Source organism: Pseudomonas arsenicoxydans, assembly GCF_006438915.1.
GTDB classification, from domain to species: domain Bacteria; phylum Pseudomonadota; class Gammaproteobacteria; order Pseudomonadales; family Pseudomonadaceae; genus Aquipseudomonas; species Aquipseudomonas arsenicoxydans_A.
Map to the genome: position 1 here is coordinate 65,419 of NZ_RCZE01000010.1, position 26,937 is coordinate 92,355.

26 protein-coding genes are annotated in these 26,937 nt (G+C 59.0%); 20 read left to right on the plus strand and 6 right to left on the minus strand.

What is annotated here, in order from left to right:
* The first annotated feature begins 40 nt into the window (after positions 1 to 40).
* The 4 genes from EAH78_RS20655 to paoC all read left to right on the plus strand — a co-directional run bounded on the left by EAH78_RS20655 (position 41) and on the right by paoC (position 6,330).
* Positions 41 to 2,434, plus strand: a complete 2,394-nt coding sequence (locus EAH78_RS20655; protein ID WP_140669178.1) for a DUF3772 domain-containing protein — start codon at positions 41 to 43, stop codon at positions 2,432 to 2,434.
* A 109-nt stretch (positions 2,435 to 2,543) separates the two neighbouring features.
* Positions 2,544 to 3,185, plus strand: a complete 642-nt coding sequence (gene paoA, locus EAH78_RS20660; protein ID WP_140669179.1) for an aldehyde dehydrogenase iron-sulfur subunit PaoA — start codon at positions 2,544 to 2,546, stop codon at positions 3,183 to 3,185.
* A complete protein-coding gene (locus EAH78_RS20665; protein WP_140669180.1) occupies positions 3,182 to 4,138 on the plus strand; it encodes an FAD binding domain-containing protein in 957 nt (318 codons plus the stop codon). The genes paoA and EAH78_RS20665 overlap by 4 nt, the downstream gene beginning before the upstream one ends.
* Positions 4,135 to 6,330, plus strand: a complete 2,196-nt coding sequence (paoC, locus tag EAH78_RS20670) for an aldehyde oxidoreductase molybdenum-binding subunit PaoC (protein WP_140669181.1) — start codon at positions 4,135 to 4,137, stop codon at positions 6,328 to 6,330. Before EAH78_RS20665 ends, paoC begins: the two co-directional genes overlap by 4 nt.
* Positions 6,331 to 6,338: 8 nt before the next feature.
* Here paoC and EAH78_RS20675 read toward each other — a convergent pair whose 3' ends face one another.
* A complete protein-coding gene (locus tag EAH78_RS20675; RefSeq protein ID WP_240051917.1) occupies positions 6,339 to 6,743 on the minus strand; it encodes a (R)-mandelonitrile lyase in 405 nt (134 codons plus the stop codon).
* Positions 6,744 to 6,919: 176 nt separating this feature from the next.
* On the opposite strand from EAH78_RS20675, the gene EAH78_RS20680 reads away from it, so the two are divergent.
* Entirely contained in the window at positions 6,920 to 7,813 is an 894-nt protein-coding gene (locus tag EAH78_RS20680) for a LysR family transcriptional regulator (protein WP_140669183.1), read from the plus strand.
* Positions 7,814 to 7,821: 8 nt separating this feature from the next.
* Positions 7,822 to 7,992: a hypothetical protein gene (locus EAH78_RS32190; RefSeq protein ID WP_161599701.1), complete on the plus strand. Its 171-nt coding sequence runs from the start codon at positions 7,822 to 7,824 to the stop codon at positions 7,990 to 7,992.
* Between the two features lie 6 nt (positions 7,993 to 7,998).
* On the opposite strand, the gene EAH78_RS20685 is transcribed toward EAH78_RS32190, so the two are convergent.
* Entirely contained in the window at positions 7,999 to 8,907 is a 909-nt protein-coding gene (locus EAH78_RS20685) for a helix-turn-helix domain-containing protein (protein ID WP_140669184.1), read from the minus strand.
* A gap of 161 nt (positions 8,908 to 9,068) precedes the next feature.
* Here EAH78_RS20685 and EAH78_RS20690 point away from each other — a divergent pair, with 161 nt between their 5' ends.
* The 3 genes from EAH78_RS20690 to EAH78_RS20700 all read left to right on the plus strand — a co-directional run bounded on the left by EAH78_RS20690 (position 9,069) and on the right by EAH78_RS20700 (position 12,954).
* The gene (locus EAH78_RS20690) at positions 9,069 to 10,427 is read left to right on the plus strand and encodes a glutamine synthetase family protein (RefSeq protein ID WP_140669185.1); all 1,359 of its coding nucleotides are present in this window, start codon (positions 9,069 to 9,071) and stop codon (positions 10,425 to 10,427) included.
* A 140-nt stretch (positions 10,428 to 10,567) separates the two neighbouring features.
* Positions 10,568 to 11,656 carry a polyamine ABC transporter substrate-binding protein gene (locus tag EAH78_RS20695; protein ID WP_140669186.1) on the plus strand — a complete coding sequence of 363 codons (1,089 nt, stop codon included), beginning with the start codon at positions 10,568 to 10,570 and terminating at the stop codon, positions 11,654 to 11,656.
* Complete coding sequence (locus EAH78_RS20700) at positions 11,653 to 12,954, plus strand: NAD(P)/FAD-dependent oxidoreductase (protein WP_140669187.1); 1,302 nt, start codon at positions 11,653 to 11,655, stop codon at positions 12,952 to 12,954. Before EAH78_RS20695 ends, EAH78_RS20700 begins: the two co-directional genes overlap by 4 nt.
* 30 nt (positions 12,955 to 12,984) lie before the next feature.
* Here the strand turns inward: EAH78_RS20700 and EAH78_RS20705 are convergent, their stop codons facing one another.
* Together EAH78_RS20705 and EAH78_RS20710 are read right to left on the minus strand one after the other, a co-directional pair.
* Positions 12,985 to 13,377, minus strand: coding sequence for a tautomerase family protein (locus tag EAH78_RS20705; RefSeq protein ID WP_140669188.1), 393 nt, complete (start codon positions 13,375 to 13,377; stop codon positions 12,985 to 12,987).
* Between the two features lie 42 nt (positions 13,378 to 13,419).
* The gene (locus EAH78_RS20710; protein WP_140669189.1) at positions 13,420 to 14,340 is read right to left on the minus strand and encodes a DMT family transporter; all 921 of its coding nucleotides are present in this window, start codon (positions 14,338 to 14,340) and stop codon (positions 13,420 to 13,422) included.
* A 99-nt stretch (positions 14,341 to 14,439) separates the two neighbouring features.
* On the opposite strand from EAH78_RS20710, the gene EAH78_RS20715 reads away from it, so the two are divergent.
* Entirely contained in the window at positions 14,440 to 15,345 is a 906-nt protein-coding gene (locus EAH78_RS20715) for a LysR substrate-binding domain-containing protein (RefSeq protein WP_140669190.1), read from the plus strand.
* 4 nt (positions 15,346 to 15,349) lie between these two features.
* Here the strand turns inward: EAH78_RS20715 and EAH78_RS20720 are convergent, their stop codons facing one another.
* On the minus strand, positions 15,350 to 15,829 hold the full coding sequence (locus EAH78_RS20720) for a VOC family protein (protein WP_140669191.1): 480 nt from the start codon (positions 15,827 to 15,829) through the stop codon (positions 15,350 to 15,352).
* Positions 15,830 to 16,133: 304 nt separating this feature from the next.
* On the opposite strand from EAH78_RS20720, the gene EAH78_RS20725 reads away from it, so the two are divergent.
* The 7 genes from EAH78_RS20725 (at position 16,134) to EAH78_RS20755 (ending at position 23,174) form a co-directional block, all read left to right on the plus strand.
* Entirely contained in the window at positions 16,134 to 16,694 is a 561-nt protein-coding gene (locus EAH78_RS20725; protein WP_140669192.1) for a YSC84-related protein, read from the plus strand.
* 452 nt (positions 16,695 to 17,146) lie between these two features.
* Positions 17,147 to 17,998 (plus strand): sugar phosphate isomerase/epimerase family protein, encoded by an 852-nt coding sequence (locus tag EAH78_RS20730; RefSeq protein ID WP_140669193.1) that lies wholly within the window; start codon positions 17,147 to 17,149, stop codon positions 17,996 to 17,998.
* 14 nt (positions 17,999 to 18,012) lie between these two features.
* Positions 18,013 to 19,083 carry an isopenicillin N synthase family dioxygenase gene (locus EAH78_RS20735; RefSeq protein ID WP_140669194.1) on the plus strand — a complete coding sequence of 357 codons (1,071 nt, stop codon included), beginning with the start codon at positions 18,013 to 18,015 and terminating at the stop codon, positions 19,081 to 19,083.
* A gap of 46 nt (positions 19,084 to 19,129) precedes the next feature.
* Complete coding sequence (locus tag EAH78_RS20740) at positions 19,130 to 19,924, plus strand: ABC transporter substrate-binding protein (RefSeq protein ID WP_140669195.1); 795 nt, start codon at positions 19,130 to 19,132, stop codon at positions 19,922 to 19,924.
* A 64-nt stretch (positions 19,925 to 19,988) separates the two neighbouring features.
* Positions 19,989 to 21,536 carry an amino acid ABC transporter permease/ATP-binding protein gene (locus EAH78_RS20745; protein WP_140669196.1) on the plus strand — a complete coding sequence of 516 codons (1,548 nt, stop codon included), beginning with the start codon at positions 19,989 to 19,991 and terminating at the stop codon, positions 21,534 to 21,536.
* 46 nt (positions 21,537 to 21,582) lie between these two features.
* Positions 21,583 to 22,371: an SDR family oxidoreductase gene (locus EAH78_RS20750; RefSeq protein ID WP_140669197.1), complete on the plus strand. Its 789-nt coding sequence runs from the start codon at positions 21,583 to 21,585 to the stop codon at positions 22,369 to 22,371.
* Between the two features lie 440 nt (positions 22,372 to 22,811).
* Positions 22,812 to 23,174 carry a DUF6124 family protein gene (locus EAH78_RS20755; protein ID WP_140669198.1) on the plus strand — a complete coding sequence of 121 codons (363 nt, stop codon included), beginning with the start codon at positions 22,812 to 22,814 and terminating at the stop codon, positions 23,172 to 23,174.
* Positions 23,175 to 23,187: 13 nt separating this feature from the next.
* On the opposite strand, the gene EAH78_RS20760 is transcribed toward EAH78_RS20755, so the two are convergent.
* Entirely contained in the window at positions 23,188 to 23,814 is a 627-nt protein-coding gene (locus EAH78_RS20760) for a dihydrofolate reductase family protein (protein ID WP_140669199.1), read from the minus strand.
* Between the two features lie 228 nt (positions 23,815 to 24,042).
* Between EAH78_RS20760 and EAH78_RS20765 the strand changes: the two genes are divergently transcribed.
* The 3 genes from EAH78_RS20765 to EAH78_RS20775 are packed head-to-tail and all read left to right on the plus strand — an operon-like array spanning position 24,043 to position 26,934.
* Complete coding sequence (locus tag EAH78_RS20765) at positions 24,043 to 24,639, plus strand: paraquat-inducible protein A (RefSeq protein ID WP_140669200.1); 597 nt, start codon at positions 24,043 to 24,045, stop codon at positions 24,637 to 24,639.
* A complete protein-coding gene (locus EAH78_RS20770; protein ID WP_140669201.1) occupies positions 24,636 to 25,292 on the plus strand; it encodes a paraquat-inducible protein A in 657 nt (218 codons plus the stop codon). The genes EAH78_RS20765 and EAH78_RS20770 overlap by 4 nt, the downstream gene beginning before the upstream one ends.
* A complete protein-coding gene (locus EAH78_RS20775) occupies positions 25,273 to 26,934 on the plus strand; it encodes an intermembrane transport protein PqiB (RefSeq protein ID WP_140669202.1) in 1,662 nt (553 codons plus the stop codon). Before EAH78_RS20770 ends, EAH78_RS20775 begins: the two co-directional genes overlap by 20 nt.
* Positions 26,935 to 26,937: the final 3 nt, after the last annotated feature.

Here is a 26,937-nt window from a genome sequence, read left to right on the forward strand (position 1 = left end):
ACCTCATAGGCTGAGTGACCAACAAACGAGCCGAACGCCTATGCGTCATGTATTGATGTCAGTGATTTTCGTCGCGCTCACCCTGCTGGTGCCCAGTGGCGCAGCGCTGCCTGCCGACGATCCGACATCGTCTTCAATCCTTGCGCCGGGCTCTGCGTCGGCCGCGGTGTCCACCAGTGAACTGCAGGGTCTGCAACTACGACTGGACCTGATCAAGCAGCGGGTTTCGTTGGCTAATAACGTCACCATGATGGTCGGCCTGCAAGATTCCGTTCAGTCGTATATCAATGACGTGGACACCCTGCAGTCATCGCTGCAGCCCGAACAGAAACAACTGCAAGCGCAACTTGATGTACTGAGCGGTCCAGTTTCCCTGGGTGGCGAGGCTGTCGAGAAATCGGATATCACCGCGCAACGAGTCGTTCTTTCCGAGCAAAAGAAAGTCATCGATGCCAGCTTGAAAACCCTCGCCGCGCTGAGAGCCAGCGCCGTCGACCTTCTCACTCAGATTGCCAGTATTCGGCGCAGCCTTCTGGAAAGCGAAGTCACGCTGCGCAGTGGCAGCATCCTGGGGCGGGATTTTTGGGAACCGTTAATTAATCCACTTCCGGAAGATCGCCTGCGGCTCATAAATTTCATTGAGCAAGCCAGCGACACCCTCGCGGCCGCCTGGCAACCCGGCCAGCGTTTGTCGGCCGTCATGCTGATGTCGCTGGCCCTGGTCATCTGGATCTGGGGCCGCAGACTGGCTGATCGCGGGCTGACCTGGATTTGCATCTATCGCCTGCCTGAAGGGCGATTGCGTCGAAGTACGCTGGCACTGGCGTCTGTCATCGCCACTGTGTTGACCACCGCCTGTGCGTTGCAACTGCTGTTTTATGCACTTACGCGAGAACTGCCGTTGTCGCCCATGATCCAGAACTACGCCGAGGAATTCGAAAGAGTCGTTTATACCTGTGTACTGATCACCGGGTTAAGCCGCGCGCTGCTGGCCAATCAGCATCCTTCCTGGCGGCTACCGGCGATCCACGATTCCGTCGCGGAGGCCATTCAGCCCTACCCCAGAATACTGGCCGCCACCCTGCTGGTGATGGCATCACTGGCGCAAATCACCAATGTCTCCGGCATGAGCGGGCCCGCCCTGCTGTTGGGACGAGGCTTGATCGCGCTGGTGGTCGCGGTGATTTTCACCCTGCTGTTCCGCCGTGCCAGTCACGCCCGTAGAGTCCTGGCAGCCGCTGGCGACACCGCTGAAGCGGGCACCGCCCTGGCCGGCCTGATTTACACCTGCACCATCATTGCACTGGTCATCTCGTTCTGCGCTTTGTTGGTCGGCTACGTCTCCCTGGCAAGGTTCATCACGTACGAACTGGTCTGGGGTTTTATCGTTCTCTCCGGCTTCTACATGCTGATTCAGTTGCTCAAGGACAGTTGCGAATACCTGTTCTCACCCAAGAGCCCGAGCGGCAAGGCGATCAAACAGTTGCTGGGGATGGGCGATGTGCGCCTTGAGCAAACCCAGATCATTTTGTCCGGGGCCGGTCGTGCGACGTTAATACTGTTGGCGGTCATTTCATTGTTTGTCGGCGGTGTGGGGACCACGCTCGGACAACTGGTGACCCAGGCACTTTCCATTCTCGGCGGCGACGGCTTGCGCAAGCTGAACATCATTCCGGGCCATTTACTCAATGCGATCCTGGCCCTGTTTATTGGCATCTACCTGATTCGCGCCCTTTGCCGCTGGCTGGATGACGAGCTCCTGCCGAAAACCGACATGGACCCCGGCATGTGTGACTCTTTGAGCACACTGTTTGCCAACATCGGCTACGCCCTGGTAATTCTGCTGACCCTATCATCGCTGGGCATCCAGTGGACCAACCTGGCATGGATCGTCAGCGCCCTGTCGGTGGGTATCGGTTTCGGCTTGCAGGAAATCGTCAAGAACTTCGTCTCCGGCCTGATCCTGCTGACCGAGCGTCCGGTCAAGGTGGGCGACCTGGTCAGCATCAGCGGGGTCGAAGGTGATATCCGCCGCATCAACGTCCGGGCCACGGAAATACAACTCGCCGACCGCTCGATTGTCATCGTGCCCAACTCCCAATTGATTTCGCAAAACCTGCGCAACGTCACCCTCGGCGGCAGTGCCCAAGGCGTGGCGAGCCTTGAGTTGATGTTCCCGCTGGACATCGACCCGGAGCAGGTGAAAAGCCTGCTGTATGACACCTACCAAGAGAACGAGAACATTCTCGATAAACCGGCAACGTTTGTCCGCTTCAGCAAGCTCAGCCCGGATGGCATCACCTTGACCATCACCGGGTACGTCAGCAGCCCGAGAATTGTCGGCATCACCAAAAGTGATCTGCTGTTCGAGATTCTCAAACGCCTGGGCGCGGCGGGCATTCAACTGGCCAAACCGCCGACAGCGCCGGATTGATGAGTACCGCTCATAACTCTATAGACGAATTACGCAAAAACATTCGCCGATCAGGCGGGTCACTCTTTCTGTGAGCCTTGGCAATGCCCAACACACAGGAATCGAATCAATGGACAACCGTGCCCCGCTACCGCTTTCCAGACGCACATTGCTGATCGTCGGCGTCGTGACCGCGACCGCCATGGTGCTACCGCCTTTTATCTCGGCCAAAGCCTGCGCCGCCAATGCCGCGCGGCCGATCAAGTCTTCAGTGTCCCTGTCGGTGAACGGCGAAAAGCGCGATCTGGACCTGGACACCCGCACCACACTGCTCGATGCGCTACGGGAACACTTGCACCTCACCGGCACCAAAAAGGGCTGTGATCATGGTCAGTGCGGCGCGTGTACGGTGATCGTCGATGGCCGGCGCATCAATGCGTGCCTGACGCTGGCGGTGATGCACGACGGTGCGAAGGTCACGACCATCGAGGGCTTGGGCACGCCTGAAAAGTTACATCCGATGCAGGCTGCGTTCATCAAACACGACGGTTACCAATGCGGGTACTGCACGCCGGGACAGATCTGTTCGGCGGTCGCGGTGCTGGAGGAGATCCGCGCCGGCATTCCGAGTCACGTCAGTGCCAGCCTCACCGATTCGCCGCAGCTGATTGCCAGTGAACTGCAGGAACGCATGAGCGGCAATATCTGCCGCTGTGGTGCCTACTCCAACATCATCGAAGCGATCACCGAAGTCGCGGAGGCCGACCTATGAGGCCCTTCACTTACCTGCGTGCCCGATCCCCCGCTGAGGCTGCTGCACTGGCCGCTCAAGTCAGCGGCTCAAGGTTCATTGCCGGCGGCACCAACCTGCTCGACCTGATGAAACTGGACATCGAAACCCCCACGCACCTGATTGATGTCAACGGACTGGCGCTGGACCGGATCGACACCACGCCCGAAGGTGGCCTGAGAATCGGTGCACTGGTGCGCAACACCGACCTCGCCGCCGACACCCGGGTTCGCAAAGACTACGCGCTGCTGTCCCGCGCCCTCCTCGCCGGTGCCTCCGGCCAGTTGCGCAACAAGGCGACCACCGCTGGCAACCTCTTGCAACGCACGCGCTGCCCGTATTTCTACGACACCAACCAGGCCTGTAACAAACGCCAACCCGGAAGCGGCTGCGCAGCCATCGGCGGTTTCAGTCGTTCGCTGGGCGTCATCGGCGTGAGCGCTGCCTGTATCGCCACGCACCCAAGCGACATGGCCGTGGCCATGCGTGCACTGGATGCACACGTCGAAACCGTGCGCGCCGACGGCTCGACCCGCGTGATTGCCATCGCCGATTTCCATCGACTGCCGGGCAACACGCCGAACATCGAAACGGCCTTGGCTGCCAATGAGTTGATCACCGCAGTCACCCTGCCGGCGCCCCTCGGCGGCATGCACATTTATCAGAAAGTTCGCGACCGTGCCTCGTACGCCTTCGCGCTGATTTCCGTGGCGGCTGTGATCCAGCAGGACGGCAGCGGCCGCGTCGTGCTGGGCGGCGTTGCGCACAAACCCTGGCGTGTTGAAACGGCGGAATCGGCGATGGCACAAGGGGCAAAAGCTGTGGCTGACCAGTTACTCGCCGGTGCGACCCCCACCCCGGAAAACGCCTTCAAACTCACCTTGGTCGAGCGCACGCTCGCGTCGGTGATGGCACAAGCGAGGACTCACGCATGAAATTCGACACCCTCGCCACTACCAACCCGATCGACCAGATGAAGGTAGTCGGCAAGCCGACCACCCGTATCGAAGGACCGTTGAAGACTACCGGCACTGCGCCTTATGCCTACGAACACCATGACGTAGCGCCGAACCAGGCTTATGGCGTGGTGGTCGGTTCGGCCATTGCCAAGGGCCGCATAGCCTCGATGAACCTCCAGGAAGCGCAGTCCGCGCCGGGCGTGATTGCCATTGTCACGGCCGCCAACGCCGGCAAGCTGGGCAAAGGCAAATACAACACCGCAAAACTGCTGGGTGGTCCTGACATCCAGCATTACCACCAGGCCGTGGCGTTGGTGGTCGCAGACACTTTCGAACAGGCACGGGCCGCTGCGCAGCTGCTCGACATCCAGTACGTCAGCAGTGAAGGCGCCTTCGATCTATTAAGCGTGCGCGGTTCCGGCGCACCCACCGAAGAGGCGCCGGACACCACCCATGGTGACTTTGCCGCCGCGTTCGGGGCAGCGCCGGTGCAGTTTGACGCGACGTACACCACTCCGGATCAGGCCCACTCGATGATGGAGCCCTTTGCCTCGATTGCCGCATGGCAAGGCAAACAACTGACCCTGTGGACGTCGAATCAGATGATCGATTGGTCGGTAACGGACCTCGCGACCACGCTGGGTATCCCCAAGAAAAATGTGCGCCTGATCTCGCCCTACATCGGCGGCGGCTTTGGTGGAAAGCTGTTCCTGCGCTGCGATGCGCTACTCGCCGCCCTTGGCGCGCGCCTGGCCGGTCGGCCGGTGAAAGTCGCGTTGGCGCGGCCAATGATGTTCAACAACTCGACCCACCGCCCGGCGACGATTCAACGCATTCGCATCGGCACCACCCCGGCCGGCAAGATCACCGCGATGGGCCATGAAAGTTGGTCCGGCGACCTGCCCGGCGGCAAACTCGAACTGGCCGCGCAACCGAGCAAACTGCTGTATGCCGGGGACAATCGACTGGTGTCGATGCGCCTGTGTACGCTTGACCTGCCTGAAGGCAACGCCATGCGTGCACCCGGTGAAGCGTCGGGGCTGATGGCGCTGGAAATCGCCATGGACGAGATGGCCGAAAAACTCAAACTCGACCCGGTCGAGTTTCGGATCATCAATGACACACAAGTCGATCCGGTTGACCCCAAGCGGCCCTTCTCCCAGCGGCACCTGATCGAATGCCTGCGCACCGGGGCCACGCGATTTGGCTGGGACAAACGCCATGCACAACCGGGCACTCAACGCGAAGGTCGCTGGCTGATCGGCATGGGCGTCGGTGTCGCGTTTCGCAATAACCTCCAGATGAAGTCCGGGGCACGGGTGCGTCTGGATGCCAGTGGAACGGTGACCGTGGAGACTGACATGACCGACATCGGCACCGGCAGTTACACGATCATCGCCCAGACCGCTGCGGAAATGATGGGCGTCGGCCTCAATGACGTGGTGGTGCGGCTAGGCGATTCGAGCTTTCCGGTGTCCTCTGGTTCTGGTGGTCAGTTTGGCGGCAATTGCTCGACGGCGGGGGTGTACGCGGCGTGCGTCAAACTGCGCGAAGCGGTGGCGCAACGGCTTGGCATCAGCGTGGAGGATGCCGTGTTTGTCGGCGGTGAAGTGCACGCGGGCGGCAATACCTTTGCGCTGCACGACGCGGCAACCGCAGGCGAGATTGTCGCCGAGGACGCCATCGAATTCGCAGAGCTGAGCAAGCAGTACCAGCAATCGACGTTTGGCGCGCACTTTGTCGAAGTCGCCGTCGACAGCGCGACCGGTGAAACCCGCGTGCGCCGAATGCTCGCCGTGTGCGCGGCCGGGCGAATTCTCAACCCGACGTCTGCGCGCAGCCAAGTGATCGGCGCGATGACCATGGGTGTCGGCGCCGCATTGATGGAGGACCTGGTCGTCGACAAGCATTTGGGCTTCTTCGTCAATCACGACCTGGCCGGCTACGAAGTGCCGGTGCATGCGGACATCCCGCATCAGGAAGTGATTTTCCTCGATGAAACCGACCCGGCCTCCTCGCCCATGAAAGCCAAAGGCGTCGGTGAGTTGGGCTTGTGCGGCGTCAGTGCGGCGATTGCCAATGCGATCTACAACGCCACCGGCGCGCGCGTGCGGGAGTACCCGATCACCCTGGACAAAGTGCTGCACGCGTTACCGCCGATGATCTGATCAAACCGTTATTGCCCGTGAGCGTAATCCGCTTCGCTGACCTGCTCCATCCAGTCAACCACCTTGCCATCTTGCACTTCGGCAATGGCAATGTGGGTCATGGCGGTGCTGTCGGTTGCGCCGTGCCAGTGCTTCACGTGCGGCGCAATCCATACGGTGTCGCCCGGCCTGATCACCTGTATCGGTTGGCCAAGCGCCTGCACCCAACCCGTTCCTGCCGTGACAATCAATGTCTGTCCCAGCGGATGAGTGTGCCAGGCGGTGCGCGCACCGGGTTCGAACGTGACCGTGGCGCCGCTGACCTGAGCCGGTTCAGTGCCTTTGAATGGAGCATCGACACGCACCGTGCCGGTGAAGTAATCGGCGGGGCCTTTGACCGAGGGTTGGGAACCATTGGGTGTAACAGTCAGCATCGGTGTCTCCTGAGCGTATGAATCAAATGCGAATAGCAAACGCGAGAGCGCGGTGACGGCAAGAGTGTTCATATCGGTCCTGACGCCAGGCAGCAGCAAGTCGCACTAATCTACCTGCTACGCACTTCAACGATTAGTCGCTAGAATCGGGTTAAACCTATGAGGGAGGCTCATGAATGCTGCGGGAAAACGCCAACGACTTGCTCGCATTCCTCGCTGTTGCGCGTGAGCGAAGCTTTACCAAAGCCGCCGGCAAGCTGGGGGTTTCCCAGTCGGCACTGAGCCATACGATTCGTGCACTGGAAGCGCGACTGGGCCTGCGCCTGTTGACCCGCACCACGCGCAGCGTGTCGCCTACCGAGGCAGGTCAGCGCTTGGTGGAAACGGTTGGCCCGCACTTTGAAGAAATCGAATTCGAGCTGGCAGCGCTGAGCGATCTGCGCGATACGCCGGCAGGCAAAATCCGCATCAATGCCATGGACCACGCGCTGGAGTTCATCCTGTGGCCGGTCCTCAAACCGTTCCTCGCCCAGTACCCGGACATCTCCGTGGAGGTCTGCTGCGACTACGGTTTCGTCGATATCGCCGCACAAGGTTTCGATGCCGGTGTGCGCTTGGGCGAAGATGTGGCGCAAGGCATGATCGCCACTCGGATCGGACCGGACATGCGGATGGCGGTGGTGGGTTCCCCGGCCTACTTTGCCGACCGCACAGTGCCCGAAACGCCGCGCGATCTGACCGAGCATCAATGCAACAACCTGCGGCTACCTACCAACGGCGGCTTGTACACATGGGAATTTAAAAAGGACCAGGAAAGCCTGAATGTCCGGGTTTCGGGCCAAGTCACCTTCAATGGCGTTTACCCGTTGCTCAAAGCGGCACTGGACGGCCTCGGGCTGAGCTACATCCCCGAAGACCTCGTGGCGCCTCATCTTGCGGACGGTCGACTGGTACAGGTGCTGGAAGACTGGAGCGCGCCGTTTTCCGGCTTTCACCTCTACTACCCCAGTCGGCGCCAAGCCTCGCCGGCGTTTGCGTTGCTGCTGGACGCGTTGCGTTATCGCGGCTGAAGCCATTCATGAGCTGTGCTCATGGGCAAAGCAGTGCCGAAGGCGTTTCGGCGGCGTTTGTGGGAAGCAGCGTAATGCTGGGCCTGGCATTGATGTGCGTGGCTGCATTGCTCATCGCCCGCCCTGACGACCTCAAAGGTCGAGGTCGACCGTTGATGATGTTCCGTACACGTTGCTGAGTTCAATCAGCGCTGACTGCCGCGCTTGAGCGTTTCACTCGGCAATTCTTTGAACAGCGCCCGATAGCTGCTGGAAAACCGTCCCAAATGCCAGAACGACCAATTCATCGCGACTTCAGCGACAGTGGTCTGGTTGGACGTACGGCTGAGCAGTTCACGGTGGGCGCTGTTGAGCCTGCGCAGGCGCAGCCAATGGGTCGGCGTCATTCCGGTGAAGGCCTTGAACGCGTGCTGCAACTGGCGCAACGACACCCCGGCGACTTGGGAAAGCTCCAGCAGATTGAGGGTTTCTTCCGGGGAGTCGGCGGCCCACTCGCCGATGCGCTTCATGATAGAGCGCTCTTCGGTGCGGCGCTGTAAGCCACCCCGGTCGAGGCACACGCAGGCGTTGTCGAGGATGTACAAACAGTCCTCCAGCAACTGCTGCGTCAAGGCTTCCTTGCTCGGCGGGTCGAGGGTTTCTCCCAAGCGGGTCAGCGTGCCGCTCAACCAGCGGCTGAACAAGGCGTTTTGCCCGGAGTTCAGCGGCGACATGAACAACCCTTCCAGCTGCGCGACGTTCAAGCCCTGGCGCTGAACGAACGCCGGGCCGAATACCACGGCAATTTCCTGGTAGTTCTCGGGGGTGATCCAGATGTTGCGGCTTTCGCCATTGAGCAGGTAAAGCGCGTTGTCACTGCGATCGAAACAGAACGCCAGCGACCCTTGCGGCGCACTGAAATTCTGCTCGACCCGAGTGTTCATCTGCTCTTCGTAGATCTCCACACCTTGCAAGTCCAGATAGCGCACACGCCCCGCGAAATGCCCCGGCGACATTTGCTGATAGTGCTGGACCCAACCCGGTGTGGCGCGGATTTGCTCGGCGACATCTTCGGTGTTGAACGCTTGAACCTGAATCGGACTGGACGCTGACATGGGTGACCTTACGCACTCGTTTGGTGCGTTTTGGTGCTGCTTAAAGTGGATAGATGGAACCGCAAGGCTCGCCCAAGATAGTCGTCAACGCGTCTCAGGGGAAGAGTGCGGTGGATGAAACCGCCCTCCCCGACGTTAATAAAACCAATAACGAGGTCTTTATGAATGTCCCTTTCGATCAGCTGTTCACTTGGCTGAAAGATCACAAGATTACCGAAGTCGAGTGTGTGGTCAGTGACTTGACCGGCATTGCACGCGGCAAGATTGCACCCACCAACAAGTTCCTGCATGAGCGAGGCATGCGCCTGCCGGAAAGTGTGCTTTTGCAAACGGTAACCGGGGACTTTGTCGACGACGACATCTACTACGACCTGCTCGACCCTGCTGATATCGACATGGTCTGCAAGCCGGACCCGAATGCGGTGTACGTGATTCCATGGGCGATCGAGCCCACCGCTATCGTCATCCACGACACTTTCGACAAGTTCGGCAACCCGATTGAATTGTCGCCGCGCAACGTGCTGAAAAAAGTGCTGCAGTTGTACACCGACAAAGGCTGGCGGCCGATTGTCGCGCCGGAAATGGAGTTCTACCTGACCCAGCGTTGCGAAGACCCGGATTTGCCACTCAAGGCACCGATGGGCCGTTCGGGCCGTGCCGAAAGCGGTCGTCAGTCGTTTTCCATCGACGCTGCCAACGAGTTCGATCCGCTGTTCGAAGACGTCTACGACTGGTGTGAATTGCAGGGCCTGGACCTCGACACCTTGATCCACGAAGACGGCCCGGCGCAGATGGAAATCAACTTCCGTCACGGCGACGCGCTGGACCTGGCGGACCAGATCACCGTGTTCAAGCGCACCCTGCGTGAAGCTGCGCTCAAGCACAACGTCGCGGCGACGTTCATGGCCAAGCCGATTGGCGATGAGCCCGGCAGCGCCATGCACATCCACCAGAGCGTGGTCGACATCGCCACCGGCCAGCCGATCTTCGCCGACGCCGATGGCAACATGAGCGAGTTGTTCCTGCACCACATTGGCGGTTTGCAAAAGTACATCCCCAAAGTGCTGCCGATGTTCGCGCCTAACGTGAACTCGTTCCGCCGCTTCCTGCCGGACACCTCGGCGCCGGTCAACGTCGAATGGGGCGAAGAAAACCGCACCGTCGGCCTGCGCGTGCCGACCTCTTCGCCGGATGCGATGCGCGTGGAAAACCGCTTGCCGGGCGCTGACGCCAACCCGTACCTGGCGATTGCCGCCAGCCTGCTGTGCGGTTACCTGGGCATGGTCGAGCGCGTCGAGCCGAGTGCTGCGGTACAGGGCCGCGCCTATGAGCGCCGCAACCTGCGCTTGCCGATCACCATCGAAGACGCCCTCACCCAGATGGAAGAGTGCGACACCGTCGAACGTTATCTGGGCAGCAAGTTTGTTCGCGGTTACGTCGCCGTCAAGCGCGCGGAACACGAAAACTTCAAGCGCGTGATCAGCTCCTGGGAACGCGAGTTCCTGATGATGAGCGTCTAGTCCGTTACGGCCTCTTCGCGAGCAAGCCCGCTCCCACATTTGAAATGCATTCCCCTGTGGGAGCGGGCTTGCTCGCGAAAGCGGCCTCAGGAACACCAAAGAATCTCCGGAAGAATCCAATAATTAGAAGAGGTGTCGATATGCGTCTATTGAAATCCATGGTCCCGGTCGCGCTGGCGGCATTGTTCAGCGCCGGCGTGCAGGCCCAGCCACAGGTCAGCGTCTACAACTGGACCGATTACATCGGCGAAACCACCCTCGCCGACTTCCAGGCCAAAACCGGGATCAAGGTGATCTATGACGTATTCGATTCCAACGAAACCCTGGAAGGCAAACTGCTCGCGGGCCGAACGGGCTACGACGTGGTGGTGCCATCCAACCACTTCCTCGCACGTCAGGTGAAAGCCGGCGCGTTCCTGAAACTCGACCGCGAACAACTGCCGAATTTCAAGAACCTCGACCCGAAACTGCTGGCGCTGCTGGAAAAGAACGATCCGCAAAACGCCCACTCGGTGCCGTACCTGTGGGGCACCAATGGCATCGGCTATAACGTCGACAAGGTCAAGCAAGTGCTGGGCGTCGATCACATCGATTCCTGGGCCGTGCTGTTCGAACCGGAAAACATCAAGAAACTCAGCCAGTGCGGCGTGTCGATGATGGACTCGGCGGATGAAGTGTTCCCGGCGGTCCTCAATTACATGGGCATGGACCCGCGCAGCGAAAACCCTGAAGACTTCAAAAAGGCCGAAGCCAAGCTGTTGGCCATTCGTCCTTACATCACCTACTTCCACTCCTCGAAGTACGTGTCGGACCTGGCCAACGGCGACATTTGCGTGGCCTTTGGCTACTCGGGTGACGTGTTCCAGGCCGCCAACCGCGCCAAGGAAGCCAAAAACGGGGTGAATATCGCCTACGCCATTCCCAAGGAAGGCAGCAACCTGTGGTTCGACTTGCTCGCCGTTCCTGCCGATGCGAGCAACCCAAAAGAGGCCCATGCGTTCATCAACTACCTGCTGGACCCAAAAGTGATTGCCAAGGTCAGCGCGTCGGTCGGTTATGCCAACCCGAACCCGCCGGCCAAAGAATTCATGGACCCGGAACTGGTGAACAATCCTGAGGTATACCCCTCGCAGGCCGTCCTCGACAAACTCTACATTTCGACCACCCCGCCCCAGGCGATCATGCGTTTGATGACCCGTTCCTGGAGCAAAGTGAAGTCCAACAAATGACTCAATACAGCAACGAACACACCCAGTCCTACTATGCCGCGTCGGCTAGCGGCCTGACGCCGCGCCCCACGCTGACCTCGGACCTGACGGCCGATGTCTGCGTGATCGGCGGCGGCTTCACTGGCGTCAACACCGCCATCGAACTGGCGCAGCGCGGGCTCTCGGTGATCCTGCTGGAGGCCCGGCGGATTGGCTGGGGCGCCAGCGGACGCAACGGCGGCCAGTTGATTCGCGGCATCGGCCATGACGTCAGCGGGTTTGCCAAGCACGTCGGTGCCGAAGGTGTGCGCTATATGGAACGTGCAGGTGTCGAGTCGGTGCAAGTGGTAGGCAACCGAATCCGCGAGCACGCCATCGATTGCGACCTGCGCTGGGGCTTCTGCGAACTGGCCAACACGCCGGCGCAATTTGCCGGGTTGAAGGCCGAACACGCGGAACTGATCGCGTCGGGCTACGCCCATGAAACCCGTCTGGTCGAACCCGGAGAGATCCGCGAGCAGGTGGTGAACTCCGGCGTGTATGCCGGTGGTTTGGTGGACATGGGTTCGGGGCACTTGCATCCGCTAAACCTGGTGCTCGGTGAAGCCAGGGTCGCGCAATCCCTCGGGGTGCAGATCTTCGAGCAGAGCCCGGTGCTGGAGCTGATCCATGGCAGCATCGTGCAGGTTCGCTGTGCCGGCGGTACCGTGCGCGCCGGCAGCCTGGTGCTGGCCTGCAACGCCCATCTAGAAGAACTCGAACCCAAGCTCAGCGGCAAAGTGCTGCCGGCGGGCAGCTACATCATCGCTACCGAGCCGTTGTCTGAGGAAGCGGCGGCGCAGTTGATCCCGCATAACGTCGCGCTGTGCGACCAGAAAGTCGGCCTCGATTACTACCGGCTCTCGGCGGACCGGCGTTTGCTGTTCGGCGGTGCCTGCCATTATTCCGGGCGCGATCCGGCCGATATTGCCGCCTACATGCGCCCGCAAATGCTCAAGGTGTTTCCGCAATTGGCGAATGTACGGATCGACTACCAATGGGGCGGCATGATCGGCATCTCGGCCAATCGTTTCCCTCAGGTCGGGCGCTTGAGTCAGCACCCGAATGTGTTCTACGCCCAGGGCTACTCCGGCCATGGACTGAACGTCACCCACTGGTGCGCCAAACTGTTGGGCGAAGCGATCCATGTGGGGCACAGCCAGGGTTTCGACGTGTTCAGCGCCGTGCCCCACATGACCTTCCCCGGCGGCCGCGCCCTGCGCTCGCCACTGCTGGCACTGGGCATGCTCTGGTACCGGATGCGCGAAATGTTGGGTTAACGACGTGTGGCGAGGGGGCTTGTCCCCCCGTCAATCTGCCGGGGCGTATTGCATTTCACCATTGCCGAATGACCAGTCCTCGCGCTTCACATCCACCAGACTGATCCAGATATCTTCCTTGCGCAGCCCTGTCCTTGCGTGAATGCCTTCGGCAATCGCCCGGTAAAAGGCCTTCTTGACCTCAACGGTTCGCCCGGCATTCCAGGTCACTTGAATGAACACAATTCCCGGCGTGTAAGTCAGGCCCAGGTAGCCGGCCGACGGATAAACCAGCTCATCCTTGCGGTGGCGATTGATGATCTGGAACTTGTCATGTTCGGGAACGTTGGCCGTGTGCATCATGGCCTCGTAAACCACATGGCTGATGGAGGCGACGGTTTCTTCGGAGGTATCAGCGGCAACATCGATTCTGGCTAAGGGCATGGTGGTTTCCTGCTGCGGTTGAGGGTTGATTGGGTGAGGTTTTCAAAGAGGTTTCAAGGAAGGTGCGGCGGTTATCGGGCGCGACGCAGACTTCCCGACTTGCAATACATAGACCCCGACGATGATGCACACCAGTGCCACCAAATCGTGGGCCTGCAAAGGTTCATGGACCAGCAATGCACCAATGCCCAGCGCCACGACGGGCGGAATGTAAGTGACACCTGCCGCCTTGAGCGCGCCGAGGTGCTGCACCAAAAAGTAATACAACAGGAACGCCACGCCGGTGCCCATGATCCCGAGCCCGAACACCAGGCCACTCAAGGCGACAGGCGCGTGTGCAATACGCTCGATCCCGTGAAAATCGGCGGTCAACAACAGCACCAGCAGCGCCAGGCCGATCTGGTAGGTGGACAACGCCAGCGGTGACAGATCCTTGTCAATCAGGAACCGTCTGGCGTAAACGAATGAACAGCCCAGGCTCAGCGAACCGCCGACCATGTAAAGCACGCCACGGATATCAACGCCGTTGCCGCCGCTGTTCCATGGCTGGGCAATGAGCAACACACCGACAAAACCGATCATCAGGCCCGTCACCGTCAAGCGGTTGATCGGTTCCTGGCGCAAAAAGACAAACGCCGTCAAAAAGGCGAAGAGCGGAATCGCACCGCTGAGCATGCCCGCGATTCCCGAAGGAAGCAGCGCCGCGCCTTTGGCAAACGCCAGGTAATACACAGTGGTGGCGAGCAATGACATGACGAAAAAATGGTGCAAGTAGCGCAAATGAGACCAGCGCAATGCACGGCGTGAGAGTGCCAGGACAAGGATCGGAACGAAGCCGAAGAGCACTCGCAACAGCACAATCTGCATCGGCGTAATCACCTCGGCAGCCCACTTCATGAAAATGAAGTTGGTCCCCCAGATCAGCCCGAGCAAAGCAAAGGCAGGATAGACAAATTTGTTCATGATGAACCTCTGCTTGGGGAGTTAATGTGCCAAAGTACGCGGCAAAGCCAGTGCTGAACAAACGATTTAAAAATCCCCATGGAGTAGAAAAACTTCAGCATGAATGACATGCCTCCCCTCAAGGCCCTGATCGCATTCGACGCGGCAATGAAACACGCCAGCTTTACCGAAGCGGCGGCGCAACTGCATGTCACCCCTGGCGCCGTGGGGCAGCAGATCCAGAAGCTCGAAGAATGGTTGGGTACGCCGCTGTTCATCCGGTCGGTGCGGCAAGTCCAGCCAACTCAAGCCGCGCTGAGCTACTGGGCCGCCGTACAACCGGCGTTGCTGCGGATCCAGCACGCCAGCAACGCGCTGCGCCTGAGCAACGTCAATGAAGTCTGGTTGTCGATGCCGCCGACGCTGGCAGCGAAGTGGTTCGCGCCACGGATGGCCGATTTTTTGAGTTTCAGGCCCGACATTTCCTTGCACCTGAGTGCATCAACGGCCTTGATCGACTTTGAGCGGGATCGGGTTGATCTCGCGATTCGCTACTTTGACGGTAACGATCCGACGCTGGACTCCACCTTGCTGTACCGGGATGAAGCCCGGCTTTATTGTTCACCCGACTATGCCCGCAAACTCAAACTGAAAGGTCCTGAAGACCTGGTGCGGGCCACACTCCTGCAAACCACCCTGCTTCCCCACTGGACGCCCTGGTTCAAACGGTTCAGCCAATTGACCGAGGCGCAGGTGGCCGGCATCCCCAGTCAACATTTCGACCAGTCCATTCTGGCCATAGAAACGGCACGACATGGACAGGGGGTTGTATTGAGCAGCGCGGTCCTGACGGAGGTGGAAATGCGCAATGGCTCGCTGTGCGAACCCTTTGAAATGCGCCTGCCGGTGTCCAGAGGCTATTACCTGGTTCACCACCGCCAGACCGGATTACGTCCGGCCGCCGCGGTATTGAAGCAGTGGTTGATTGATCGGGCCAGCGCGGAGCAATCAACCACTTCCACGTGACCCGCTAACGCCCCACCGCCGCTTCAATCGCCGCGATGTCGATCTTGCCCATCTGCATCATGGCCTCGAACGCGCGCTTGGCCACCGCTTGATCAGGATGGGTAACCGCAGCCGTCAAGGCACGCGGGGTGATCTGCCACGACAAACCCCACTTGTCCTGGCACCAGCCGCAGACATTTTCTGTGCCGCCGTTGCCGACAATCGCGTTCCACAGGCGATCCGTTTCGGCTTGGTCATCGGTCGCGACCTGAAACGAAAAGGCCTGGTTATGCTGGATCCCCGACCCGCCGTTCAGGCCCAGACACGGTATCCCCATCACCGTGAACTCAACCGTCAAGACATCGCCCTGTTTGCCCGCCGGATAGTCGCCGGGCGCGCGGTGGACGGCCCCCACGGCACTGTCGGGAAACGTCTGGGCATAGAAGGTCGCGGCTTCCAGTGCGGTGCCGTCGTACCAGAGACAAATCGTGTTTTTGCTGATCATCTTGGTTCTCCTCGATTGAAACTCGAAGGTGCATTTTAGCAGCGCAGATGATTACGACCGGGCACCGAGGTATTGACCGAGGTTCAAGGCGTATCAGTCATGAGCGAACCCCGCCGTTACGCAGTGGTCACAACCAGTGATGGCATCGCAACTGACCAGCGGCCCACGGCCCCATTTATTCAGGCGCGACGCTTGCAGTCCCAACCTTTCAGGGTGCGCCGGATAACGTCAGCAAGCTCGGTTCCTGTCTGTTGCAGGCCCTGGCTGCTGCTCACATCCAAGCTCCCTTTCTCGGAGTACGGAAATGACACAACCCATGCGGTTTCTCCTCTCGTTCTTCCTCGCGACAGCCACACTGGCCTCGGCGAGCTTGCTCAACACGGCCGGTGCGGCCACGGCCGAGGACTTGAATGCCGACGCTCGGCAAGAATTGAAAATCCTCTACAAGTCCTCTCCAGTTGCCGAAAATCTCTCGCACCAGGCCAAGGCGATCCTGGTCTTCCCAAAAATAATCAAGGCGGGCCTGGTGTTCGGCGGTAGTTATGGCGAAGGCGTGTTAATGAAAGGCACGAAAGTCGACAGCTATTACAACTCCGTCACCGGGTCATGGGGGCTGCAGGCGGGTGCCCAGTCGTATGGCTATGTGGTGTTTCTGATGACCGACAAAGCGGTGAAGTACCTTGCCGAAACCAAGGGTTGGGAAATCGGTGTAGGGCCCACAGTTGTTGTAGTGGATGAAGGAATTGCCAAGAACCTGTCCAGCTCGACGCTGAAAGATGACGCGTACGCGTTCATTACCGACCAGCAAGGGTTAATGGCCGGGGTCAGCATCGAAGGCACGAAGATTTCCCAGATCAAGCGCTGAAACCGTTGACTTTGAGCATCAGGCGACCTCGCCGCTCACTTTTCAGGCCGATGACTGCCCGTCGTAACGGGCAGTCATCGGCCTGAAGGATCCCTCTGCAGCCCGGTGTCGCTTGGCAGTCTTCAAAATGATGCTGTAACGATGGCACGCCGCGCCAATAGCCAACGCAGACACCTTCTTCACCCTAAATTCCCCTCAGATAAGCGCGATAAGTAGCTAGCTATTTGTTAACGAAAGTCTGAAGTATTGATTTGAACTTTCAGATTCTTTCGCCGCACGGCCTGTGCCTAACATCGGCGCCACAGTGAACCAGCCTCGGTATCGCTCCGTGGGTCAGATGATGCAGGCATCCGGATCTCAAGTCCTCTGCCCCAGTTGACCATTGATCGCCGATTGGCCTGGCGCCATCTAAGTGCTTTTGCAGTAGGCCTTGGGATTTTTGAGGATCACCGATGAAGCTGGAAATTTTTCGCACGCTGTGGGGTTACACCGCCAGCAAAGCTCAAGCGCTCGAGGAGTTGCTGCAAGCGGGCTTTGATGGCATGGAAGCACGCCTGCCACTGGACGCCCGGGAACGGGCTGAGTTTGGCGCCTTTCTCCAGACCAATCGCCTGGGTTATATCAGCACCGTCTTCACCGCGTACGACGTGCTGCCGGATCAGTCGGCATCGCCTGCCGTCCACCTCAATGACCTCGATCAGAAACTGGCCTGGGCTGCCGAACTCGGCCCCCGTTTCGTCAACGTGCTGGCGGGCAATGATCGCTGGTCGTTGCCGCAACAGGTTGAGTTCTTCGGTCAGGCCCTGGAGCTGGCGCGCAAGCACGGTCAAGTCTGCAGTTTCGAAACCCACCGCTCGCGCTCGCTGTTCAACCCTTGGGTGACCCTGGAGATAATCCGGCAATTGCCCGATCTGTTGTTCACCAGCGACATCAGCCATTGGGTGGTGACTTGCGAACGACTGCTGAATGACCCGGCCGATGACCTGAGCGCGTTCATCGAACGGGTTCACCATATCCAGGCCCGGGTCGGTTACGACCAAGGCCCGCAGGTCCCGCACCCGGCGGCTCCCGAATATGCAAAAGAACTGGCTTTCCATCAGCAGCACTGGGAAGGCATCTGGCGCTCGCAGCAAGCCCGTGGTTACCAGGTCAGCACCCTGACCCCGGAATTCGGCGCCGACGGCTACCTGCATCATTTGCCCTTCACCAACGTCCCGGTGGCCGACTTGTGGTCATTGAACGTGTGGATGGGCCAGACCGAACGCGAACACTTCGAGCGTTTCCACCACTCAAGTCATCTTTAGGGAGCCGATGCGTCATGCCTGACAATAAAAACAACAGCGTTAGCACTGACACACAAAAAGCCAACTTCAATAGCATTCCGGTAGTTAACATCGCCGGTCTGTTCAGCGTTGAACTGGAACACCGCCTGGCCGTGGCCGAGCAATTGGGGCGCGCTGCCAGCGACGTTGGGTTTCTCTATATCACCGATCACGGTATCGACCCGCAGCTGATCGCCAACTTGCGCAAGGCGGCCAAGGACTATTTCGACCAGCCCCTCGACGCCAAGATGCGCCACTACATCGGCACCTCGCAAACCCACAAAGGCTTTGTGCCCGAAGGCGAAGAGGTCTATTCAAAGGGCAAGCCGGACCACAAGGAAGCCTTCGACGTCGGCTTCGAAGTCCCGGCCGATGACCCGCTGGTGCTGGCCAACACCCCATTGCTGGGGCCCAACGACTGGCCGCAACTGGCAGGTTTCAAGGCATCGGTGCAGGCCTACTATGAAGCTATCTTCGCCTTGGGCCGGCGCCTGTTCGGCGGTTTCGCCCTGACCTTGGGCCTGGAGGAAAACTATTTCGACAGCCTGGTCACCCGTCCGCCGTCCAAGCTGCGCCTGATCCACTACCCGTTCGACGGTGCCGCCCATGACGCACCGGGTCTTGGCGCCCATACTGATTACGAGTGCTTCACCATCCTCCTGGCCGACAAACCAGGCCTTGAGGTGATGAACAATCTCGGACAATGGATCGATGCACCACCGATGGCCGATGCGTTTGTGGTCAACATCGGCGACATGCTGGAAGTGATGACGGCAGGCGCATTCGTTGCCACTGCGCACCGGGTGCGCAGCGTGAAAGAGGAGCGCTATTCATTTCCTCTGTTTTATGCCTGCGACTATCACACCCAGATCAAACCGCTGCCCGGATTCACCCAGGCCGGCAACGATTACGAAGAAATCACGATCGGCGAACACATGTATGGCCAATCTCTGCAGACCTATCAGTATCTGCGTCAGAGGGTAGCCAACGGGGAAGTTCAACTGCCAGGCAAGGCACGTAAGCCCGCCAGTTTCGGACATTTGAAAAATCAGGTTCAACCGTCCTGATTGAAGTTTTCAGTTACACCCTTACCTACGCCGGAGTCAGTCAAAAATGAAAAACAATAAAAAGAACCTGTTGAGCTTGGCTGTATTGGCAGCCGGTATGCTCGGTGCCTCGGTGAGCATGGCTGCGGCCGATACGTTCAAGGTTGGCATGGAGATCACCTACCCTCCTTTCGAGTCCTATGACAAGGACAAGAACGTGGTGGGTTCCGATCCCGAACTGGCAGCAGCTCTGGCCAAGCACATGAACGCCAAAGTGGAGTTCGTCGACACCAAGTTCCCGAGCCTGATCCTCGGCTTGAACTCAGGCAAATACGACGCCGTCATTTCCGGTATGTACATCACACCGGAACGCCAGACCCAGGCCCAGACCATCGCCTATGCCAACACCGGTGCCGCGGTCATGGTGCCCAAGGGCAGCGAAATCAATGCAAAAAAACCTGAAGACCTGTGTGGTTTGAAACTGGGTCTGGAACAGGGCACCACCTGGGTCAAGGAATTCCGCAAACTGTCCGATGAATATTGCGTGCCTAACAACAAAGGCGCCATCACCGTCAGCGAGTACCCCTCTGCGCCTGAAGTAACCCAGGCCCTGTTGTCCAAGAACATTCAGGCCCAGGTTGAAATCGCTGGCGCCGCAAAACTGATCGCGGAAAAGACCAACGGCCGAGTCGTCATCACCACCGATCACCCGATCTATCAGCAAACCTTGGGCATTTTCGTCAAGAAAGGTAACGAAGAAACCTTCCAGGCGGTGCAAAAGGCTTTCGAGGAGACCAGGAAGAGTGGTGAGTATGCCGCTATTCTTAAAAAATACGCCTTGGAAGAACCGACTGCTAACTAAGCACGTGTCCTTGTAGTTTGGTCATCTGCCTCCCCTGCACCGGGGCGGCAGATTGAGGTGCCCTATGCAATTTGATTGGTCGTATTTTTTCTCCCTGTTCTCTCTGCCGGACTTCTGGAACGCCTGCGTCACGGTGATCCAGCTCAGTGCCCTGGCCTGGTTCATCGGCATGCTGCTGGGTTTTCTCCTGGCCACGGCCAAACTGTCACAATCGCCGTTGCTGCGCATTCCCGCGGCGGTCTACATCTGGTTTTTCCGCAGCATCCCTTTGCTGGTGCTGGTGGTGTTCGTCTATAACTTGCCGCAATTGTTTCCCGCAAGCGGCCCTATTCTCTCCAACCCCTTCTACGCAGGCTTGCTCGCCCTGGTGGTCACCGAAGCGGCGTACATGGCCGAGATCCATCGTGGCGGCCTGATTTCCGTGGCCAAGGGCCAAAAGGAAGCCGGGCGCGCGCTGGGTGTCGGGCTGTTCGGCATGCAACGCTTGATCGTGATCCCCCAGGCATTCCGTATCTCGCTGCCCACCTTGATCAATGAATACATCACGGTGGTCAAGCTGACCTCGCTGGTCTCGGTCATTTCGCTGACCGAAATCCTCACGGTCGGCCAACGCCTCTACGCCACCAACTTCCTGGTCATGGAAACCCTGGCGGCGGTAGGCGTGTACTACGTGTTGATCGTCACCGTGTTCGGCTATTTCCTGCAGCGTCTGGAACGCTACCTTGACCTGAACTTCCGCAAGCCGCACACACTCGATGATGCCGCCGTGGCCAAGTTCAAGGCCTGCGCCGAAGCATTGCCCGACAGTGCGCGCAAAGCAGCCGGCAATAACGCGACACCCATTCTGCAATTGAAGAACATCCAGAAGAGCTACGGCACGCATAAAGTGCTTTTGGGTATCGACTTGACTGTCGAATACGGCCAGGTGGTATCGATCATTGGGCCCTCCGGGTCCGGCAAGACGTCGCTGATCCGCACGGTCAACGGCCTTGAAAGCATCGATACTGGGGACATTCTGTTGTTCGGCGAAACCTTCATCGAAGCGACGGACAAACCCGACAGTTCCCGCCTGCGCAAAGGCGTGCGGCACATCGGCATGGTGTTCCAGAACTTCAACCTGTTCCCGCACCGCACCCTTCTCGACAACGTCACGCTGGCACCGCGTTACCACGGCCAGCCGGGCGAGCTGAGTGAACATCGTGCCTATGCGCTGCTGGACAAGGTCGGCCTGCTGGCCCACGCCCACAAATACCCGCACCAACTCTCCGGCGGGCAGCAACAGCGCGTGGCAATCGCCCGGGCCCTGGCCATGGAGCCGCAGATCATGCTGTTCGACGAGCCGACCTCGGCCCTCGACCCGGAACTGGTCAACGACGTGCTCAATGTGATCCGCGATTTGGCCAAGGAAGGCATGACCATGCTGATCGTGACCCACGAAATGGACTTTGCCATGTCGATCTCCGATCGGGTGATTTTCATGGAGAACGGCAATATTCAACTCGACGCCGCCCCTGAAACCATCCGCTGCGATGCCGAGGGCGAGAGGGTGCGGCGCTTCATGGGAATCGATGCTGAATCGCCAAAGCTGTCCACAGCGGTAGATCATGCATGAACAGCCAGGCACTTTATTTGAGCTTTCTTCTTTCAGGGAAACACGCATGAATCTTGGAATAGCAGGACGCTGGGCACTGGTGTGCGCCGCCAGCAAAGGGCTGGGGAAAGCCTGCGCACAGGCACTCGTCAGCGAAGGTGTGAACGTGGTGATCACTGCACGGGGCGAACAGACACTGAATGAAACGGCCCGTCAGCTCAGGGCGATCAATCCTGACGTGACGGTCATTGCCGTGGCCGGAGACATTTCGACCGATGAAGGTCGGACGGCTGCCCTTACGGCCCATGAGCATTTCGATATCTTGATCAACAACGCGGGTGGCCCTCCTCCCGGGGATTTCCGCGAATGGGATCGCGACGCCTGGCTCAAGGCACTGGACGCCAACATGCTCACCCCGATCGAGTTGATCAAGGCAACGGTAGACGGCATGGCGACACGCGGATTTGGCCGAATCATCAACATCACGTCGAGTGCCGTGAAGTCGCCTATCGAAAGCCTGGGCCTGTCCAATGGCGCGCGCAGCGGCCTGACGGGGTTTATCGCAGGGCTGGCCCGGCAAGAAAACATTGCCAGTCGTAATGTGACGATCAACAACCTGCAACCGGGCTCCTTCGACACCGATCGACTGCGCGGCAACCTGGTCGAGGCGGCTCAGGAGCTGGGGCAAGACAGTGAGGCATTCCTCGACGAATGCCGCAGTGAAATCCCTGCCAAACGCTTCGGCTCGCCCGAAGAATTCGGTGCACTGTGTGCCTTCGTTTGCAGCAGGCATGCAGGTTACTTGACCGGGCAGAACTTGTTGATTGATGGCGGAGCCATTCGCTCCAGCCAGTAATGACGGCAGGCACAACGGGAGCGGACCTCGCATTGGGGTCCGTGCCGGCGCTGGATTCCCCCCTACGATTTGCAGCCGCTTAAACAACAAAAATTCAGCCTGTTTAAACGAAGCCTCCTGTTACTTCCTAAAGGCTACAACGCCTTGCGCCATCGCCTACAGGTAAGACAGAATCCGCCGGCTTGTGCGTCCTGGTCCCCGTCGTTAACTTGATTCCTGTCACTGCTCATCAGTGATCGGGTCTGCAAGCCCGCCGGAATACCAGTCGCATAGCCCTGCCAACGGACGCTCGTTCATGTCCGCGAAATGGCGGCTTTGTGCGGGAGATCTTCGGGTCTGCCGGGTTCCTGGTTTCCCGGTCTTGCAGACCCGCACATAGCTGCCACCCATCATCTGCAAGTGATGCGGGTAGCTCCTAATGAACAATCAGGAGTTTCGCCATGATCAAACCAACACCCAACCCACCGGAAACCGATCCGGCATCGCCCTACGAATCGCTCGATTCGAAAAAATTCCACGAAGCGGCCGAACGCGCCCTCGACCATTACCTCAACCCGGCCGCGCAAATCATGGCCAGCAACCACGAACCCGAACCGATGTTCCTCGCCAACCCCAAGTGCGACACCGAATCCCTACTGGTCAACGCCAGCGAATCATTGGGCTCGGCCACCACCATGCTCAGCAATCTCGCGGCGCTGCTGGACAACTCAAACCGCAAGACGCTGCTGGGGATTACCCAAGTGGTCATGTTGGGGGAATTGGCGGTGAATCAGGCGTTGGATAAGGTTGAAGTGAAGGCGTAAGCACGGCCCCCTTCTATTCACCTCCATCGAACGTTCCAGTGCGTACTTCCCCATCGCGCACATACCGGGTGATCAGCACGCCAGCAGGTGTGCTGGTCGAGTGCGCCAATCTGAAGGCCGAGGCGTGTGCCGTGTCGTCAAACAAGCGCTTGCCTCGCCCCAGTACGACGGGGAACGTCATCAAGCGAAATTCGTCGACCAACCCGGCGGCAAGCAGTTGGCGCACCAGGTCGCCGCTGCCCTGCGTCAACAGGTCGGCGCCGTCCTGTTGCTTGAGCGCGCGTATCGCATCGGCAAGGCTTCCTTTGAGTGCATGACTGTTCTGCCATTCCAGCGTATCAGGGCGATGCGTAGCCACATGCTTGGGCACGCTGTTGAACCGGTCAGCGATGCCTTGGCTGCGTGAATCGGCCTGTTGGTGCGGCCAATACGCCGCGAATATGTCGTAAGTGCGACGCCCCAGCAGCAACTCGAACGGCTGCGAAAACAGGTCCTGTACCGCCTCGCCGGAGACCTTGTCGGCAAAAGGCACGATCCAGCCACCGAAGCGGAATTCGCCGCTGGTGTCTTCTTCAGGACCGCCGGGGGCTTGCATCACGCCATCCAGACTCATGAAGGCGGCAACGGTGAGCTTGCGCATGGTCTTCTCCTGTTGAGTGCACGTATCGGGAATGCCGGGAATCACAGCGTACCCGCCGACTCATTCCCTGACAGATAGTCGAACGGGCGGATGCGAAATCGACAGTCCTCCGTACAGATAAAAGCTCACTGATACAGCATCGTTTCGACTTTCGATTTGCTCAATTGCAAGGCACTTCTATATTGAGGAGGTGCTCTGAACTTCCTGCCTACTGTTGAGCCTTGGCCCATGGCGACTACTGATCAATTGATCATCTGCGAGCACTGCGACAGTGTGTATGAAAAAGTCACGCTCGCTAAAAACCAGAAAACCCTGTGCACTTGCTGCGGCGGCGTGCTGCAGCGCTACAACGGCCTGACGGTGGAGCAACGACTGGCGTTGACCTTTACGGCGTTGGTGCTGTGGATTTTCGCCAATTTCTATCCGGTCATGAGCATCAGCCTCAAAGGCCTGAAAAACAGCGCAACCCTGTGGGATTCGGTCATGGCCCTGAGCCTGGGACCGATCACGTTCATCGCGATGGTCGCCGCGATTGCAATGATCATCGCGCCGATTTTCCAGCTGTTGCTGCTGATCTGGGTCTTGTGTTTCGCCCTCTCGCACCGACGTTCACCCGGTTTCAAGTTCTGCATGCGCTGGCTTGAGTCCCTCCGGCCCTGGAGCATGCTGGAAGTCTGTTTGCTGGGTGCAATGGTCGCGGTGATCAAACTCGCCGGTTTGCTCGACGTGCTGCCCGGCATCGGCCTGTTTGCCCTGGCCGTACTCAGCCTGATGATGATCCGCATCGCCGGGCGCGATATCCGTGAATTGTGGGACATCCTATGAATACGCCCCCGGTCGCCAGCGATCTCAACCTCTGCCTGTGCCATAGCTGCGGCATGGCCTGCGACATGACCGGTGAACCCCACGAATGCGAGCGTTGTGGCGCGGCGCTGCACCATCGTAAAGCCAACTCGCTGACCCGCACATGGGCCTACATGTTCACCGCCCTGGCGTTTTACGTGCCGGCCAATCTGTTGCCGGTGATGAACACCAAAATGGTCGGCAATGGTGCCGACAGCACGATCATGAGCGGCGTACTGGAGTTTTGGGAAGCCGGTGCCTGGGACATCGCCCTGATCATCTTCATCGCCAGCATCGCGGTGCCGGGCATCAAGTTCGTGGCGCTTACCTTGTTGCTGGTGACCGTACAGCGCGACAGCCTGTGGGCGCGCAAGGAGCGGTCGAAGCTCTACCGCTTTGTCGAGGTCATCGGCTACTGGTCCATGCTCGATGTGATCGTGGTGGCACTGGTGGCCTCACTTGTGAAGTTTCAAGCCCTGGCCGACATCGAACCGCGGCCGGGCATTCTGTTTTTCGGTTTGGTGGTGGTGTTCACCATGCTGGCGGCGATGAGTTTCGACCCGCGCCTGATCTGGGATAAAAAGCGGGAAAACCTACACAACGAGGAGGTCATGGATGAAGTCGCAAGCCACTGAAGGGCCTCAAGCCCCTGGGCAGGCCCCGGTCAAGACCGGTCGCAGTCTCTCACTGGTCTGGATAGTGCCCATTGTTGCGGTATTGGTGGGGCTTTCACTGGTGGTCCACAGCATCTTGCAGGAAGGCCCGACCATCACGGTCACGTTCAAGACCGGTGATGGCCTGACGGCCAACAAGACGGAGGTCAAATACCGCAATGTGGTGATCGGCCAAGTCTCAGATGTGGAGCTGAGCAACGACCAGAAGAGTGTCAACGCTACGATCAAACTGGCCAAACAGGCGGAAAGCTTCACCCGTGAAGATTCGAAATTCTGGGTCGTGCGTCCGCGCATCGGTGCCGGAGGAGTTTCGGGGATTGATACCTTGCTGTCCGGAGACTACATCGGCGCCGACATTGGCCAGGCCAATGGCCGCGCGAAAAACTTCAAAGGTCTGGAAAACCCGCCACCGATCACCTATGGCGAGCCTGGCAAACGGTTCACCTTGCACACTCAGGACCTGGGGTCGCTGGATATTGGATCGCCGGTTTACTACCGCAAGATTCCGGTTGGCCAGGTGGTGGCCTATGCGTTGGACCCTGACGGCAAAGGCGTGAACATCGACCTGTTCATCCATGCGCCGAATGACCAGTACGTCACCGAAAACACCCGATTCTGGAATGCCAGCGGTGTGGACGTGAGCGTCGGCGCCAACGGCTTTGCACTGAAGACCGAGTCCTTGTCCTCTTTGCTGGTGGGTGGTATTGCCTTTCGTACACCGGACTACAACCCTAACGACAAACCGGCCGCCGAAGAGTATGCCTACGAGCTGTTCGAAGACCAGCAAACCGCCCTCGCCCCGCCCAACGGCAAGCCTCAGTTCCTGGCCTTGCGTTTCGATCAGGCGATGCGCGGGCTCAAGGTCGATGCGCCGGTGGAATTCCTCGGCATTGAAATCGGCAAGGTTGTATCGGTCAATCTGGACTTTGACCCGATAAAACGCAGCTTCCCGGTCAATGTCGGCATTGTGATCTACCCGCAGCTTCTGGGTCAGGCCCACACCAAAATGATCAAAGCGCTCAATCATGACCCCAATGACGAAGCGGCTGGTGTGCGGATGATCGGCACTTTCATCGACAACGGTCTGCGCGCCCAGGCCCGCACCGGCAACCTGTTGACCGGCCAGTTGTACATCGCACTGGACTTCTACCCTAAAGCCGAAAAAGTCGCCTTCGATCCAAACGCGCGCCCGGTCATGATTCCGACGCTTCCGGGCAGCCTCGAGCAGTTGCAGGAAAAACTCGAAGCCATGATCAGCAAGATCAACAAACTGCCCGTGGAGCGCATCGCCGACAACCTCGACAGCAACCTGGTGGAGATGCGCAAAGGACTGGTGAAATTCAACAGCAAGACACTGCCTGGCGTAGATTCCACCCTGTCGGACGTTGGCAAAACCCTGCAATCGGCCAATACGGCCCTGCAATCTGCTAACTCCACGATTGCCGAAGATTCGCCACAACGGGTACAACTGGGGCAGACCCTGGATGAACTTTCACGCACAGCGAGATCTTTGCGTGAACTGACGAATTACCTGAGCCGGCATCCGGAATCATTGCTTCGTGGTCGACCTGACAATGCCTTGCCAAAGGACCTGAAACAATGATCG